Genomic DNA, 16,246 nt, shown 5'->3' with positions numbered 1-16,246 from the left:
ATATAACCTAATTGAATTTTTATAATCTCATTTATTTAATTTTAAGATATATTGACTATAAACTAATTCTTAAAATATACTAGCCATCATTGAAAAATATCTATATACTAAATTTAATTTATAAAATAACTTTATTTAAAGATTAAGGGGACTAAAATGAAGAATTATTTACATAGGTGGGTCATAGAAGCACTCAGTTTTATGGCTTTAGGATTATTTGGGTCATTAATTATCGGGTTAATTTTGGATACAATAGGTAGTCAAACATTACTGCCTCAATTAGATCTATCATTTTTAACTGAAATTGGTAAGGTCGCCATGTCTGTGACAGGTGCGGCGATAGGTGTTGCAATTGCATATGGATTAGGTGCAAAACCACTCGTTATTTTTTCATGTGTTATTGTAGGAACATTGGGCTATACCACTTTTGAAGGTGGTCCTGTGGGGGCATATATTGCTACTTTAATCGTAGTTGAACTGAGTAGATTATATGCAGGCAAAACAAAAATCGATATTATTGTAACACCCTTACTAACAATTATTATTGGGGGTTTCATTGCGAAAAGTTTTGGTCCAGCGCTCAATCAATTTATGACAGGCTTGGGCAAAATCATCAACGCTGCTACTGACCAACAACCATTTATAATGGGGATTCTCGTAGCAGTCATCTTTGGTTTAGCTTTAACAGCACCCATTTCTAGTGCTGCACTTGCGCTTATGCTTGATTTAAGTGGTTTAGCTGCTGGCGCAGCGACGATTGGTTGCGCAGCTCAAATGGTTGGGTTTGCAGTCAATGGCTTTAAAGACAATGGATGGGGAGGTATATTATCTATGGGGATTGGTACAAGCATGTTACAAGTTCCAAATATTATTAAGCACCCTATGATACTCTTACCGCCAACGCTTGCGAGTGCAATTGTTGCGCCTATCATGACAACATTGTTCCCTATGACGAATAATGCTGCTGGTGCAGGTATGGGAACAAGTGGATTCATCGGACAAATTATGACAATCAATACGATGGGCGGTTCGCTGCAAGTCTGGTTGTTAATCCTTGTATTCCACATCCTATTACCTGCAGCAATCAGTTTTTCACTTTATAAACTATGTTTCAATAAGCAATGGATTAAACCTGGGGATCAACTTATCCATATCGCTAGTTAATTTTTAAATAGCAGTGGTTTTGTCCAAATCTTACGGGAAAAGCGTGCACAAATAAGCAGTCCAAATATAAAATTTGGGCTGCTTATTTGTATTTATCATATATTAAAATAATATTACCTATCTTCTTGTACTGGTACTTGCTCACTACTCACAACATTTTTCTTTTGCGTAAAATAGAGCACAAATGCAATGAAATACCAAACTAAGACAATCAACCATTCTGATGGCCAAGCCAATGATGATGGCATGCCAGGAAGGTATATGATTAAGAATAACACACTTAATACAATTGCAATTATGCCGACTGCTTTACCATTCTTAATACGATAAGGGCGTTCTAACTCTGGCTGTGTTTTTCGTAACTTAAGGAATGAAATAGCCACGAGTAAATAACCTAATATAACACCTATGCCACCTGCATTAACAATCCACTGAAGTGCTGGTCTACCTAATAATGGTGCAACAAATGCAAGTACACCTAAGAATAAAATACCGTGTGTAGGTGTTTTAAACTTCGGATGAATAAAAGCAAACCATTGAGGAATCATCTTATTTTTTGCCATAGCATATAAGATTCTACTACCACCAATAATGAAAGCATTCCAACTCGTAATTATACCAGCTACCCCACCAAGCACGAGTAAGATACCGAAACCACTATGACCGAATAAATTGACCATCGCATCAGCTGTTGCTAAGCTACTTGTCGTCAATGCTTGTGGAGATAATCCTGTGGATACGCCAAAAACAATTAATAAATAAAATATGACTGACGCAATAATAGAAAAAATTAAAATACCACCAATTTTTTTAGCCGGTGCTTTTACTTCTTCAGCTATTTGCGGTATGACGTCAAATCCCACAAACAAGAAGGGAATCATCATTAAGACAGACATTGTACCACCAACACCATTTTCAAATGGTTGTAAATTATTAAAGTTACCATTAAACCCTGCACCAAACACAAGTAGCAACCCTACTCCAACGATAAATATTGTAAATACTGTTTGCATAATCGCTGCTGGCTTAACGCCGAAGTAATTAAGTGACGTTAAGATGATACTTCCTACAGAACCGATGAGTACCCATGTTAGATAAACATCCCATCCTGCGATATTCCACAATAACCCTTGATGCTGAAACGGAATCACATAATCTATCACAGTTGGCAAAGCAACCGCTTCGAATGTTATTACAGAGACATAGCCAAAAAGTACCGACCAGCCGGATATAAAAGCAATTCCCGGAGAAAATGCTTTTTTCACAAAAACAAATCCTCCCCCTGTTTCAGGAATTGCTGCAGCTAACTCTGCATATGTAAGTCCTATCACGATAACTAAAAATCCACCTATTAAAAATGCAATAATACTTCCTACAAAACCTGCTGTTGAAACCCATTCTCCTGATAATACGACCCATCCCCATCCAAGCATGGCGCCGATAGCAAGAAACAAGACATCAACAATACTCATAGATTTATTAAATTCTGATTTCATTGAACATACCCCATATCATTCATCAAATTTCAAAAAGTGATATATCAAGGCTGAAATAACATCTAATTAATTACGATAATTCCAACCTTGCAATCACTTTATTTCCGCACTTTGTTTACTTTTAAATCATTTCATATTGTAATTGTTGAAAATCAAACTCATCTGCTAAGTTTCTATTGATAGATATTTAGTTTCTAAATATGGTTCAATTCCTTCTGTGCCGCCTTCTCGACCATAGCCACTTTCTTTCAAACCACCAAAAGGTGCATGTGCTGCAGAAGGACCACCGTCGTTCCATCCAATGACGCCGTACTCTAATTCATTAAATAGTTTCAATCCAGTACGATAATTATTTGTGAAGAAATATGAAGCCAACCCAAATTCAGTATCATTTGCAATGTCTATCACTTCATCTAAATCTTCATACGTCATGATTGGTGCCACAGGTCCAAATGTTTCTTCATGCATCACTTTCATGTTCAAATCTACATTAGAAATTACTACTGGTTTTAAGAAATTACCACCTAATGCTTGGATTTCTTCTAAACTACGAGATAACTTACCACCTTTGTCTTGTGCATCCGTAATATGTGTTAACACTTTCTCGACAGCATTGTGATCTATTAGTGGACCTATTTTAACTTTCTCCTCTAAACCATCACCTACTGTGAGTGCATGTACTTTTTCAGTTAGTCTTGCTGTATATTGTTCCGCTATACCTTTATGTACAAAGATACGGTTTGCACATATACATGTTTGTCCAGCATTTCTGAACTTAGAAGCAATCGTCCCATCAACGGCTGCTTCAATATCTGCATCATTATGTACAATAAACGGTGCAAGACCTCCAAGTTCCATTGTTACATTTTTAACTGTTTGTGCTGATTGTTCAATTAATGTTTTACCAACAGCTGTCGATCCAGTAAACGTTATTTTATTAATTTGGTCATGCCCAGTAAATATATCACCAGCATCTTTACCTGATGCAATAATATAAGATATCGCATCTTTCGGAATACCCGCTTCATGTGCAAGTTCTACTAATTTGATTGTAGTTAATGGTGTCTTCACTGCTGGTTTACAAATAATTGTACATCCTGCTGCTAAAGCTGGTGCCATTTTACGCGTAATCATTGCTGCCGGAAAATTCCAAGGTGTAATTGCTCCAACCACACCAACTGGAAATTTATCTATAACCATTTTCTTTGAAGGTGTATGAGCTGGAATTGTACGCCCATAGACACGTTTCGCTTCTTCCGCATACCATTTCACATAAGAATTTGCATAAGCTACTTCCCCTTGAGCTTCAGCCAAAGGTTTACCACCCTCAAGTGTGATCAGACGTGCAAGTTCATCTTGGTGTTCATCTATAAGTGTAGCCCATTGGTTTAATTTAGCAGCACGTTCATGTGCATCTACATTTTTCCATTCTTGAAAGGCTTGATGAGCGCGGCCTATCTGCGCATCAATCTCCTCATGCGTCGTGTAATCTAAACGTTCAACTACTTCATTCGTTGCTGGATTATATACTTCTAACTGTTCCATATCATTCACTCCTTATAAAAAACGTTTTATACTCCATGTCTATCATTAACTTATACCCTTTAATATTTTGAAAATGAACTTCATTCATTAAGAGACACTATAATTTGAAGTCACTTCATCAAATACATGCGTTAAAATGTTTAAGCCTTGGTTAAGTTCTGCATCAGTTATTACCAATGGCGGTAAGAAGCGTATTACATTGCCTTTAATTCCTGCAGATAATAACAATAAGCCTTTGTCATTTGCGATTTGTGTAATTTTACCTGTTAGTGCTTTATCAGGTAAACCTGTTTCAGCATCTACAACTTCAAAAGCGACCATAGCCCCTAGTCGACGAATCTGTGCGATCTGCTTGTGTGACTGACTGAGTTCTTCCAAATATACTTCAATGTTGTGTCCAAGCTGTTCTGCTTTATCATTTAATTGCTCTTGCTCTATAATATCTATTACTTTTAACGCAGCTTCACAAGCTAATGGATTACCTGCATACGTGCCCCCTAATTCTCCTGGCGCTGCACTATCAATAATTTCTACTTTACCTACTACGCCACTTAAAGGAAATCCAGCAGCAAGTGATTTAGAAACTGTGATTAAGTCTGGTTCAATACCAAAATGTTCAATTGCAAAGGTTTTACCTGTTCTTGCAAAACCCGTTTGTATTTCATCTACAACAAAAACGATACCATTGTCTTCACAAATTTGTTTTACTATATCAACAAACTTTTGATCAGGAATAATAAATCCACCTTCACCTTGTACGGGTTCCATGACAATACATGCAACATCACTTGGATCTACAGTTTCAATGAAGAAGTCATGTAATTTATGAATCACTTGATCTACATACGCATCTTCCGTCAATTCTTCAGATTTTTCAGAAATATTAGGATAAGGTGCTTGATAAACTTCAGGCGCAAATGGACCGAATCCATATTTATAAGGTTTCACTTTACTTGTCATAGACATTGTTAAATTTGTACGACCGTGAAAACCACGTACAAATGATACAACTGCTTGTCTTCCTGTATATTTCCGAGCAATTTTCACTGCATTTTCTACTGCTTCAGCACCAGAGTTTAGTAAAATAGCTTTTTTAGCAAATTCACCTGGCGTAATCTCTGTTAATTTCTGTGCTAGGTTAAGGTAACTTTCATACATCATGACATTAAAGCCAGGATGTATGAATTTATCTAGCTTTTCTTTTAAATGTTTAGTAATTTCTGGATGCGTATGACCGACATTAAGTGTACCAATAGCACCAGCAAAATCAATAAATGTTCGACCCTCTACATCAGTAATTGTTGCGCCTTGTGCTTTATCTGCAACATGCAAATTTCCGTTACTCACACCGCGCGCTACATACTTTTCTCTTTTTTCTTTAAAATACTCAAATTGATCTGACATAAAAAAACCTCCTCATGCTTATTAAAAAAGATTTATGGTTGTCTAAAAATTTAAGTCATTATTGGTCTTATGTAAAGACCCAGTTTGAACAAATTAATGGTACCAGTTTAGTTAGAAAGAACTTGTTTCAAACGATTTACAGCTTCAGGTATCTGTGATTGTTCAATTTTCGAGAAACCAATTATTAATATTTTAATCGCCTCATTCTTTTGAAATGTTTTTACGGAAAAGCGTTTTATGGTATAGAGTTCTAATTTTTTTGCTTTTGCACGTGTTTCAATTTCTGTATATGTATAAGGAGAAGTTACTTCTATGATGAAGTGTAAACCTGCACGTGTATCTTTTATTTGAATATCATCTTTAAAAACATTTTCTAAATGTTCGATTAATAGAGATCTTCTTTTTCCATATAGTTGATGCATTTTTTTAATATATTTTTCGTAATGACCTTCTTTAATCATTAAATTGAGTGTTAATGCATTCAACATAGAAAAGTCTGGTATCATATTGTCATTTTGTAATTCAAACTGCTTAATCAATTTTGATGGTAAAATCATATAACTCATACGTAAACCTGGCATTAATGTTTTGGAAAAAGTGCCCAAGTAAATCACACTGTCATTTTTGTCAAAACTAAACAATGACGGTATATTGTCTGTTTCATACTTAAACTCACTATCGTAGTCATCTTCTATAACATAACTATGCGTTTGGCTTGCCCAGTTTAATAAATCGATTCGTCTTGAGACAGGCATAATAGTACCCATAGGGAACTGATGAGATGGTGTTACGATAACAGCATTAGGTTGCGTTTGTTTGAGTTGATCTATAGATATACCTTTATGATCTAATTCTATTGCGGTGGTTGATGTATTGGTTTGATTAAGTAATGTTCTAAAACGGGAATAACCAGGATTTTCTACAGCAATCGTTACGTTTTTTTCCAATAATTGAATTAACTGCATCAATAAAGTATTCGTTCCTGATCCTATAACGATTTGTTCAGGATGACATTGGATTCCTCTTTGATATGACACGAGTTTCGCAATAGATTGTCTAAGTTCTATTGGACCTTTAACATGTGGAATGGTCGACAAATAATAATCATAATCTTGGAATACACGCTTTGTTAACTTTGCCCATGTATCCACTGGAAATTCTGATATATCTGTACTCATATGGGAAAAAGAGTAATCAAATGTAGTTCGAGTTGTTTGCTCGTGACCATCTAATGAAATCTGAGCGTCAGGGTCTATAATTAATTTATCTAACGGTTCTATAAAATAACCTTTTCGTTCCTTTGTATAAATGTAACCTTCAGCTAATAACTGCTCGTAGGCTGATTTCACACTGTTCACACTCACATTAAGATGCTTTGCCATATCTCTTTTTGAAGGGATTTTTTCATGACTTTCATATTTGAATGCGAGTATATCATCTTTTAAGCGGTTATATAACTGTCTATAGATATATTGTTCTGTGTCCCGTTGCATAATTACACCTCTTCGCTATATTATAATTCGTTTATTATACACGTGATTCAGTCTACTACACTAATGAAATCATTTTTTCTATTTTCATTTAAAAAACAACGGTAGCCACCATTAGGTTAACTACCGCTGTTGGTATTGATTTTACGTAAGGAATTATCAAACTTTAGAATCAAATCTTATAAAATTGGAGATGCTAATTTAGCAATAGACTGCTTAAACTTAATCCAATGTGAACGCTGTTCGTAACGTTCTTCTGTGAGTTCTTTTGAAATTTTAAGATCTTCGAAGAATGCTGCTTTTAATTGTTCTGCGATTTGTGTGTCATACATAAATGCATTAATTTCAAAGTTTAATTCAAAGCTGCGGACGTCCATATTTGCAGTGCCCACGCTTGATACTTCGTCATCAATCATGATCATTTTAGAATGGATAAACCCATTTTCATATGTGTACACTTTTACACCGTCTTTAATAAGTTGTGACACGCTTGTGATTGTTGCCCAATATACAAATATATGATCTGGTTTACACGGTATAATCAAACGAACATCGACACCTGATTTCGCAGCAATACGTAAGGCATTAATAAAACCTTTGTCCGGTATAAAATAAGGACTGTGCATATAGATAGATTTTTTAGCATTCATAATCATCTTCATATAGCCAAATTCAATTTGATGCCAATTATCGCTCGGTGCACTGGCAGCCAGTTGCATAGACACGTTGCCACCTTGATAGGCATTGTTCGGGAAATACCTTTTATTATATTCTAACTGTTCACGTTTAGCTTGCGAGTTCCAATCATGTATAAAGCTCAATTGCAGTGCATCGACACCGTCGCCTCTCACTCTTAAGTGCGTATCTCTCCAATAGCCAAACTTCTTGTTTAAGCCTAAATATTCGTCACCTATGTTGAAACCACCTACATAACCTGTCTGGCCATCAATAATTACAATTTTACGGTGATTTCGGTTATTTACTCTAAAGTTTATAAAAGGAACTTTAGATTTGAAAAATGCTTCGACTTGTCCGCCCTCTGACTGGAATTTTTTAAAATTAGAATTATGTACCGATTTAGATCCCACAGCATCATAAAGTAGTTTGACCTCTAGGCCTTCTGCGGCTTTTTCTTCTAGTATTTCAATAATTTCAGTACCTAAGCCGTCTAATTTCAAAACGTAATATTCCATATGAATATAACGTTTAGCATTACGCAAATCTTGTTTCATTTGGTCATATAAATCATGGCCATCTGTGTAAATATCGATATTATTGTTATTACTTAAAAAAGATTGTTCTTTAGTTAATAACGTGTTAGCAAGATCAGCATGTTTTCTTACAATAGGATTTTTTGAATCACTAATTTTGTTAGTATCATCTTGAAGTTGTGACCGTAATCTTTTCAGACCATCTTCAATTTGATTATGCTCAAACCCTCGTTCACGCTTTTTTCTAACTGCACGTCCGAAGAATATATACACAATAAAACCTAAAATCGGCATAACGAATAATAAGAATAACCATGCCCAAGTTGAGGTCGCATCTCTTCTATCCCTATCTAAAAATACAATAAGGAAAGCTAACACAATATTAATTAGAAAAAAGAAAGCTAACACGATTCTATATATCGGGCTTATACCTGTATCAAACATCAATTGCATAAAATCACCCCACTACTTCACTTTTATAAAAATTGTTATTTAAAAATTAATTGTTGCATTAAACTTTTCATTTTATTCTCATATAAATTGAATGTCATAAATAATAACGTTCAACAAAGAATACTCATAATAGATATAATCATTTCAATTATATTCTATTATGAGTATTTTTACCATTTAAAATATATTTCATTTAATTTATGAAATATATGACCTCTTATTTTCGAACTATTTATTTTTGGTTGTGCTTGATTGTTCAATAGTACGATTACGTCCCGCTTGTGAGCCGAACAATGTTATAACAATCGCAGTAATTAATAAAATACTTAGAGAAGCAGTCCATTTACCAGTCATATCATGCAAGATACCAAATAATAACGGACCTATTGCTGCCACAAGATAGCCTACTGCCTGAGCCATCCCTGAAAGCTTTGCTGAGGTTTGAATATGTTCCGTTCTTAAACTAAAGAATGTATTCACTAAGCCAAACGCGAGACCGCCCGCAACGCCAATTAAAATAGTAGAAATAATTGCTAGATGTGGCACAACTAGCATAATTGTCACACCCACAATAAAACATATCCCTGTAATAAAGGTTAATAAGAATTGCGATTTCATTTTAGTTGCAAATATAGGTGTAATGAAAGTAAATGGAATAATGGCTATCTGCATTATAGATAAATATGCGCCTGCCTCATTAATAGACATGCCACTATGAGATAAATAAGCTGGCAGCCAATTAATCAATGAATAAAATATAAGTGATTGTCCTCCCATGAGTATCGTAATTTGCCATGCTAATGGAGATTTCCACACATTTACACTTTTCCGAGGTAAAGCAGTTGCAGTTTCTTGTGTTCCTTTTAATTGGAATGACCATATAATGATTGTTATCAGTGTGATGATTCCTATAACACTGATAGCGATATTATAGTTAAATGCCTTTACTAAAGGCGCTGTTCCATATGAGGATAAGCCACCAAACACATTCATCACAACGGTATAATAACCTGTCATAATGCCGATATGTAGTGGGAATTTTGCCTTAATCATTGCTGGTGCCAGTACATTACCAAACCCGATACCAACACCTATCAGCACTGTTCCTATATATAACCATGACATGTCCGTAATTGATCTGACAAGGACACCAATAAAGATTAAACAAAGTGCTAAGAAAATTGTTTTTTCTAATCCCATTTTATTACTTGTTCGAGCAGCAAATAATGAAATCACAGAGAATGCCAATAATGGCACCACTGTTATGACACTGACCGCACTATTAGACATCGCTAAATCCATCTTAATGTCAGGTAACGCAACACCAATAGATGTGATCGGCGCTCTTAAGTTAGCCCCTACCAATAAGATTCCTATAAATAATAACCAATTAAATGGTTTTGTGGTTCTATACTTTTCCATATTGTACCGCCTTGCTCACTTTATTTTAAAACAACACAATATATGGTACGATATGTACGTTATATTGTAAATAGGAGGATTCACTTGTATAATATTCAGAATATAGTAGCCAGAAATTTATCTGACTACCGAAAAAGACACAACCTCAGTTTAGATAAAGTTGCAACTGCAACTGGTGTGAGTAAAAACATGCTGAGCCAAATTGAAAAAGGCACTTCTAATCCAACGATTACAACGTTATGGAAAATCGCGAATGGATTACATTTATCGTTGTCTCAATTAACCGCGATGAATAATGATAGCGTTGACTTTATTGATGAATCAGATATCATCCCTATCATCGATGAACAAATAGCGATTTATCCTTATTTTCCTTACGACGATAATAAAAAATTTGAAATGTTTAAAATGGAGATACAAGCAGGAGGCAAGATGCTTTCTGAACCTCACCATACTGAGTCTGAAGAATATATTATTGTTAACAAAGGCCAGTTAAAAATAGAAGTCGATACAACAATGTATACAATCAATAGTAATCAAGCCTTCCGCTTCAATAGTGACGTGCCTCATTGTTACTTTAATCTAACTGATGAACCTGTTGTATTTACCGCAACGATTCATTATCAATAAACCATTCAATTTAATCATCATAATATTATAAGCCATTAGTCTCCTAGCAGAAATCTAATGGCTCATTTTGTATTCAAATTATTTTAGACTCGTGTTGATTCCTTAGGCGTTTCATCATAAAGATTTCATAATTATAAATAACTTGAAGTGTCGTGTATATTTGACACACACTTTTATGTCAGATATATTGTACATGTAATATATATTTGACACTAAAGAAGGGTAGTAAATCTATTATGAATAAAGTTAAAAGCTTTCGTACTGCTAAAGATATTTCACAACTCACACTTGCACGTTCAGTAGAAGTATCACGTCAAACCATTAATATGATTGAAAACGATAAATATAATCCCTCGCTTAATTTATGTATAAAGATTGCTAAAGCGTTAGGTGTCACCTTAAACGACTTATTTTGGGAGGATGATAATAATGAATAACAAAGATAAAAACCTCTATCAAAGCTTTGCAGGAACAATGAACGATCCTGATGAATATCAAAGACATGAAATTGACAAATTGCTTGCCAAACTTTCAATTATTTCACTATACATATTCTTAGCTTTACTTTACTTATCTATATTTTTTGATATTGAGCGTTCATTTATTTCACCTTTTAGTATAGCCGGTATCATATTTATAATTATATTGGCATGCAGGATGTCTATGAGTCATTTTGCAGCAGATGCTATTTCAATAGAAGTAATTGACAAAGAAACGTATCATCAAACATTAAAAAATTCACGTAACAAGAGAATTATATTTCTTATTGTAGCAATCACTTATATATTACTCGTTAACTCAGTCATTGCTCCAATGCTTGCAGGAAATGCATTAAATATGGAACGTCTAACTGACTTAAACACATTTTTCCCCGTAATAGTTATTGCAGTATTCACGATTGCTAAAGATTCACGTGTAAAACTTATTGATCAAAAGGAGACGTATGATGGAAAATAACAAGTTACTTCGTTTAATTCCTAACTTCAGATTTACTGATGAATATGAAAGACAACAATTACTTAATGAATATGCCAAATATTTCATGTGGCTATTTTGGGGCATCATGATTATTTCTATAGCAGATATATGGATAGACTTTTACTTACACCGCATACCTATCTTAGGCATGTTAGGTTTTGCTTTAATTATGATATTATCTCTAATTATGATTATTGTTATTAGAAACAAAAAAATAGATGAAGTAGATACTTATTCAGAGAAAGCATGGACAAAAGAAATGAAGAAAGTGCGTAATGGGAGTTATATTTTTGCTGTTACGATGTTCTTGATTGCAAACTTTAATCAATATATTCTACCCTTTATTATACATAGTGGTGTTCCTGAGAAATCCGATATGCTGATTAACCTATTCATTTCTATTGGATGTGGCATTATAGCTGGTTTATTTGTTTATACCCTTGGTCGTAGAAAGGTTACACGTGCTTATATGGATAAATAAAACTAAAGAACCACGTACTCATAATTGAGCACGTGGTTCTTTAGTTTTTTCATGTCGTTTGAAATTTAGTTTTACAAGAATTTTTCAATATAAAATGCAGATTCTTCAATAGATTTATATTCTGTATTAATCACCGTCGCGTTTAATTTTTCAAAAATTTCTTCCGCATATACGAGTTCTTGTCTGATACGTTCAATACTATTGTAATTTGTAGGTCCATGTAATCCTAAAACTTTTACACGTTCATTACGAATATTCAAAATGTAATTAGGACTAGCAGTTAGACCAAATACTTTCAACTTCTTATATTTAAAGACTTCATCTGGTATATCAACTTCTGGCACTAAAGGAATATTCGCTACTTTATAACCTTTATTCGCTAAATACATGCTCAAAGGTGTCTTTGATGTTCGAGAAACCCCAACGATGAGCGCATCTGCTTCGCCGATATCAGTAAAATGTTTACCATCATCGTATTTCACTGAGTATTCCATCGCTTCAATTCTTTTAAAATAGTTTTCATCCAGTTTGCGTAAAGCGCCACTTTCATGACTAGGTGAACAATTCGTAAGTTGCTGAATAATCCCTATTAAATCTGACATATAGTCGACATAAGGTATTTGTTCATTTTGTGCATACTTTTGACCTACTATATTAAATTCTGGGTTCACTAACGTCGTAACGACGACTGCCCCACGTTCTTTTGCTCGTTTCAAAACATTGATTAATTCTGTTTCACTTTTAATAAATGGAAACTTCTTAATCTCTATTTGTGATACTTCTGGAAACTGAGTTAACGTGGCATGAATCATGCGTTGTGCAGTTTCACCAATTGAATCTGATACCACGAACAAAGTGAGTTGTGGTGTCTGTGTATCATTAAACACGTAATCGACCACCTTCAACTTCACTTTGTGCAGTAGAAAGCAATGCGCCTGGTACTCTATATGGAGAGCATGAGACATAATCGATATCTAAATTATTAAAGTATTGTATTGATTTATGGTCACCGCCAAGTTCACCACACACTCCAATCTTAAGTGTTGGATTTGCAGCTTTCGCTTGTTCAGTTGCTACTTTAACTAATTGTCCTACCCCTTCTACATCTAATGTTTGGAAAGGATCAATATCTAAGATGCCTTGTTCAGAATATGCACCAATAAATTTCCCAGCATCATCACGTGAAAAACCAAATGTTAACTGTGTTAAATCATTCGTACCAAAGCTAAAGAAATCACATTCTTTTGCTAAGTCTCCTGCAATTAGACAAGCACGCGGTGTTTCAATCATTGTACCTATGAGGTAATTTACAGATTCTCCCGCTTCTTGCTGTAATGCTTCAATACGTTCAGTAATTTGTGTCTTTAATGTCGTAAATTCTGCAACTGTTGAAACAAGCGGTATCATGATTTCTGGTTGGCAATCAATACCTTGTGCTTTTAATCTTAATGCACTTTCCATAATCGCTTCTACTTGCATCACATAGAGTTCAGGATAAGTAATAGCTAAACGACAACCTCTATGACCGAGCATTGGATTCACTTCGTTTAAATTTTCTATATATTGTTCTAATGTTTTTACTGATACATTTAATTGCCCAGCAACAGATGATTTTTCTTCCGTTGATTTTGGTAAAAATTCATGTAGTGGTGGATCCAACAAACGAATAATTGTCGGACGTTCTCCAGATAGTTTTAATATTTCTTCAAAATCTGCTGTTTGATATTGTTTAATTTCATTTAAAGCTGCGATACGTTTATCTTGTGTATCTGACAGAATGAAACGGCGCATTTCAACGAGACGTTCAGGTCCAAAGAACATATGCTCTGTACGTACAAGCCCAATGCCTTTTGACCCAAATTGATAGCCAGCTTGAATATCTTGAGGTGTTTCCGCATTCATACGTACATCTAATCTTGCTACACCATCAGACCATTCCATAAACTGTTCGAAAGCCTCGCTTCTTTCTGCTTTCATTGTTTCAACTTCTCCGACATAGATATCTCCTTGAGCGCCATCAACAGATATCATATCGCCTTCATGCAATGTGCCACCAGGATAATTTACAACTTTATCGACAACATTAATTTCTAAATCTGAGCAACCTGTAACACAACATTTACCCATACCACGTGCAACAACTGCTGCATGAGAAGTCATTCCGCCATGCGTCGTTACAATTGCTTCACTTGCGACCATACCTTCAATGTCTTCAGGGGAGGTTTCAGGGCGCATTAAAATAACCCTTTCACCTTGTTCAAATTGCATTTTAGCTGTTTCTGCTGAAAAGACAATTTTTCCACTCGCTGCACCCGGACTGGCTGGCAATCCTAATTTAGAAATAACTGAAGCGTGTTCGAGTGCTGTTTTATCAAAATTTGGATGCAATAATTGATCAATCGATTTTACTTCGACATTCATCACAGCTTCTTCTTTTGTAATTACACCTTCTTCAACTAAATCTACTGCAATGTGAATTGCTGCATTTGCTGTACGTTTACCATTACGCGTTTGTAAAATATAGAGTTGTTCATTCTCAATCGTGAATTCTATATCTTGCATATCTTTATAATGTGTCTCTAAGCGTTGCGATACATCTACAAATTGTTGATGTACATGTGGCATTTGATCTTTTAACGATTCAATATCTTTAGGTGTACGTATACCGGCTACTACATCTTCACCTTGTGCATTTAATAAATATTCTCCAAATAATTTCGCTTCTCCAGTGACAGGATTACGTGTAAACGCAACACCTGTTCCACTGCGTTCGCCACTATTGCCAAATACCATTTCTTGAATATTAACTGCAGTACCTATATCATGTGGAATTTCATTTAATTCACGATAAACTCGAGCACGGTCGTTATCCCACGATTTGAACACTGCTTCAATTGCTTCTGTTAGTTGATCAAATGGTGCTTGTGGAAATGGTTTGTATACTTCATCTAAATATACACCTTTAAAATGTTCACAAATTTCTTGTAACCCTTCTGCTGGAATATCAGCATCATTTTGATAATCATGTTGCGTTTTATAAGCATTAAAATATGTATCAAATGCATTCATTGGTATGCCATATACAACCTCACCAAACATTTGTAACAATCTACGATAACAGTCATAAGCAAAACGAGCATCATTTGTTTTCGCTGCCAATTTTTTCACATTATCATCATTTAGCCCTAAGTTTAAAATTGTATCCATCATACCGGGCATAGATATTTTTGCTCCACTACGTACTGAAACAAGTAATAATTGCTCCTCAGATGAAAATGATTTTTCTGTACGTTGAGAAAATGCTTCCAATTGACTATTTAATTGTTCTGATAATGCTTCAGGCACTTTAGAACCATGTTTCAAGTATTCAATACAAGCTTCAGTTGTAAGTGTGAAACCATCTGGAACAGGTAGCCCTAAGCGTTTCATTTCAGCTAAATTGGCCCCTTTGCCACCTAGTAAATCTTTCATTGATTTTTGACCTTCGTCAAATGCATAAATATATTTTGTCATACTAAATCACCCCTATTTTTAAATACGTTATACTAATTGTTATTGAGTATGTCATATTAAAACCCAAAAAACAACTATAATATTTGAAAATTTGGAAAATATATTTATTTTTTCTTTATTACAAATTCATCCAATCTAAACGCATGCTAGCTGCTTAAAACATAAAAAAAGCCCAAGCAATCATTATTAATGCATTGCTTGGAGCTTCTTATGTTCACCAGTTTATCGTCATATTTGAATGTAAGATATCATTTAATTTACTATGCAACTATGATGCTACAATATAAGGTACCCGCTTCATAGGTAGTTTTCATATCACCATCAATGAAATGTTATATTTCTATCAATCATAAAACGCACAGTTAATCTATTTAATATTTTCATTTGATATAAACTGGTTCTATTCATTGATAAATGTTAAAAGATTAAGTGAGTTAAATAGATAGATTTGTGCTATAT

Annotated in this window: 13 protein-coding genes; 5 read left to right on the top strand and 8 right to left on the bottom strand. The window is 34.5% G+C overall.

Features of this window, described 5'->3' with window-relative positions:
• Nucleotides 1–156 precede the first annotated feature (156 nt).
• Complete coding sequence (locus AST02_RS06165; protein WP_069816573.1) at nt 157–1,164, top strand: PTS transporter subunit IIC; 1,008 nt, start codon at nt 157–159, stop codon at nt 1,162–1,164.
• Between the two features lie 113 nt (nt 1,165–1,277).
• On the opposite strand, the gene AST02_RS06160 is transcribed toward AST02_RS06165, so the two are convergent.
• From AST02_RS06160 to AST02_RS06135, 6 genes are all read right to left on the bottom strand, one after another.
• A complete protein-coding gene (locus AST02_RS06160; protein ID WP_069816571.1) occupies nt 1,278–2,660 on the bottom strand; it encodes an APC family permease in 1,383 nt (460 codons plus the stop codon).
• A 165-nt stretch (nt 2,661–2,825) separates the two neighbouring features.
• Nucleotides 2,826–4,205, bottom strand: a complete 1,380-nt coding sequence (locus tag AST02_RS06155; RefSeq protein WP_069816569.1) for an NAD-dependent succinate-semialdehyde dehydrogenase — start codon at nt 4,203–4,205, stop codon at nt 2,826–2,828.
• 87 nt (nt 4,206–4,292) lie between these two features.
• Nucleotides 4,293–5,609 (bottom strand): 4-aminobutyrate--2-oxoglutarate transaminase, encoded by a 1,317-nt coding sequence (gene gabT, locus AST02_RS06150; RefSeq protein ID WP_069816567.1) that lies wholly within the window; start codon nt 5,607–5,609, stop codon nt 4,293–4,295.
• A 107-nt stretch (nt 5,610–5,716) separates the two neighbouring features.
• Entirely contained in the window at nt 5,717–7,102 is a 1,386-nt protein-coding gene (gene gabR, locus AST02_RS06145; protein WP_069816566.1) for a MocR-like transcriptional regulator GabR, read from the bottom strand.
• A gap of 176 nt (nt 7,103–7,278) precedes the next feature.
• The gene (cls, locus tag AST02_RS06140; protein WP_069816564.1) at nt 7,279–8,763 is read right to left on the bottom strand and encodes a cardiolipin synthase; all 1,485 of its coding nucleotides are present in this window, start codon (nt 8,761–8,763) and stop codon (nt 7,279–7,281) included.
• A 228-nt stretch (nt 8,764–8,991) separates the two neighbouring features.
• Nucleotides 8,992–10,185, bottom strand: a complete 1,194-nt coding sequence (locus tag AST02_RS06135) for a CynX/NimT family MFS transporter (RefSeq protein WP_069816562.1) — start codon at nt 10,183–10,185, stop codon at nt 8,992–8,994.
• Nucleotides 10,186–10,269: 84 nt separating this feature from the next.
• Between AST02_RS06135 and AST02_RS06130 the strand changes: the two genes are divergently transcribed.
• The 4 genes from AST02_RS06130 to AST02_RS06115 all read left to right on the top strand — a co-directional run bounded on the left by AST02_RS06130 (nt 10,270) and on the right by AST02_RS06115 (nt 12,274).
• Nucleotides 10,270–10,815 (top strand): helix-turn-helix domain-containing protein, encoded by a 546-nt coding sequence (locus AST02_RS06130; protein ID WP_069816560.1) that lies wholly within the window; start codon nt 10,270–10,272, stop codon nt 10,813–10,815.
• Nucleotides 10,816–11,051: 236 nt separating this feature from the next.
• Nucleotides 11,052–11,252 carry a helix-turn-helix transcriptional regulator gene (locus AST02_RS06125; RefSeq protein WP_069816558.1) on the top strand — a complete coding sequence of 67 codons (201 nt, stop codon included), beginning with the start codon at nt 11,052–11,054 and terminating at the stop codon, nt 11,250–11,252.
• Nucleotides 11,245–11,772 carry a hypothetical protein gene (locus tag AST02_RS06120; RefSeq protein WP_069816556.1) on the top strand — a complete coding sequence of 176 codons (528 nt, stop codon included), beginning with the start codon at nt 11,245–11,247 and terminating at the stop codon, nt 11,770–11,772. Before AST02_RS06125 ends, AST02_RS06120 begins: the two co-directional genes overlap by 8 nt.
• Nucleotides 11,762–12,274: a hypothetical protein gene (locus AST02_RS06115; protein ID WP_069816550.1), complete on the top strand. Its 513-nt coding sequence runs from the start codon at nt 11,762–11,764 to the stop codon at nt 12,272–12,274. The genes AST02_RS06120 and AST02_RS06115 overlap by 11 nt, the downstream gene beginning before the upstream one ends.
• A 71-nt stretch (nt 12,275–12,345) precedes the next feature.
• On the opposite strand, the gene AST02_RS06110 is transcribed toward AST02_RS06115, so the two are convergent.
• Both AST02_RS06110 and ppdK read right to left on the bottom strand, forming a co-directional pair.
• The gene (locus tag AST02_RS06110; protein WP_069816547.1) at nt 12,346–13,161 is read right to left on the bottom strand and encodes a pyruvate, water dikinase regulatory protein; all 816 of its coding nucleotides are present in this window, start codon (nt 13,159–13,161) and stop codon (nt 12,346–12,348) included.
• Nucleotides 13,154–15,787, bottom strand: coding sequence for a pyruvate, phosphate dikinase (gene ppdK / locus AST02_RS06105; RefSeq protein WP_069816545.1), 2,634 nt, complete (start codon nt 15,785–15,787; stop codon nt 13,154–13,156). The genes AST02_RS06110 and ppdK overlap by 8 nt, the downstream gene beginning before the upstream one ends.
• Nucleotides 15,788–16,246 lie beyond the last annotated feature (459 nt).

The organism is Staphylococcus equorum (assembly GCF_001747895.1).
GTDB lineage: Bacteria > Bacillota > Bacilli > Staphylococcales > Staphylococcaceae > Staphylococcus > Staphylococcus equorum_A.
The sequence above is the reverse complement of the archived record's forward strand: the minus strand, read 5'-3'. Positions and strand labels throughout refer to the sequence as shown.

What these genes read in the sequence shown, in the direction of transcription:
- AST02_RS06165 (WP_069816573.1), top strand. Translation starts at nt 157, where the DNA reads ATGAAGAATTATTTACATAGGTGGGTCATAGAAGCACTCAGTTTTATG.
- AST02_RS06160 (WP_069816571.1), bottom strand. Translation starts at nt 2,660, where the DNA reads ATGAAATCAGAATTTAATAAATCTATGAGTATTGTTGATGTCTTGTTT.
- AST02_RS06155 (WP_069816569.1), bottom strand. Translation starts at nt 4,205, where the DNA reads ATGGAACAGTTAGAAGTATATAATCCAGCAACGAATGAAGTAGTTGAA.
- gabT (WP_069816567.1), bottom strand. Translation starts at nt 5,609, where the DNA reads ATGTCAGATCAATTTGAGTATTTTAAAGAAAAAAGAGAAAAGTATGTA.
- gabR (WP_069816566.1), bottom strand. Translation starts at nt 7,102, where the DNA reads ATGCAACGGGACACAGAACAATATATCTATAGACAGTTATATAACCGC.
- cls (WP_069816564.1), bottom strand. Translation starts at nt 8,763, where the DNA reads ATGCAATTGATGTTTGATACAGGTATAAGCCCGATATATAGAATCGTG.
- AST02_RS06135 (WP_069816562.1), bottom strand. Translation starts at nt 10,185, where the DNA reads ATGGAAAAGTATAGAACCACAAAACCATTTAATTGGTTATTATTTATA.
- AST02_RS06125 (WP_069816558.1), top strand. Translation starts at nt 11,052, where the DNA reads ATGAATAAAGTTAAAAGCTTTCGTACTGCTAAAGATATTTCACAACTC.
- AST02_RS06120 (WP_069816556.1), top strand. Translation starts at nt 11,245, where the DNA reads ATGAATAACAAAGATAAAAACCTCTATCAAAGCTTTGCAGGAACAATG.
- AST02_RS06115 (WP_069816550.1), top strand. Translation starts at nt 11,762, where the DNA reads ATGGAAAATAACAAGTTACTTCGTTTAATTCCTAACTTCAGATTTACT.
- ppdK (WP_069816545.1), bottom strand. Translation starts at nt 15,787, where the DNA reads ATGACAAAATATATTTATGCATTTGACGAAGGTCAAAAATCAATGAAA.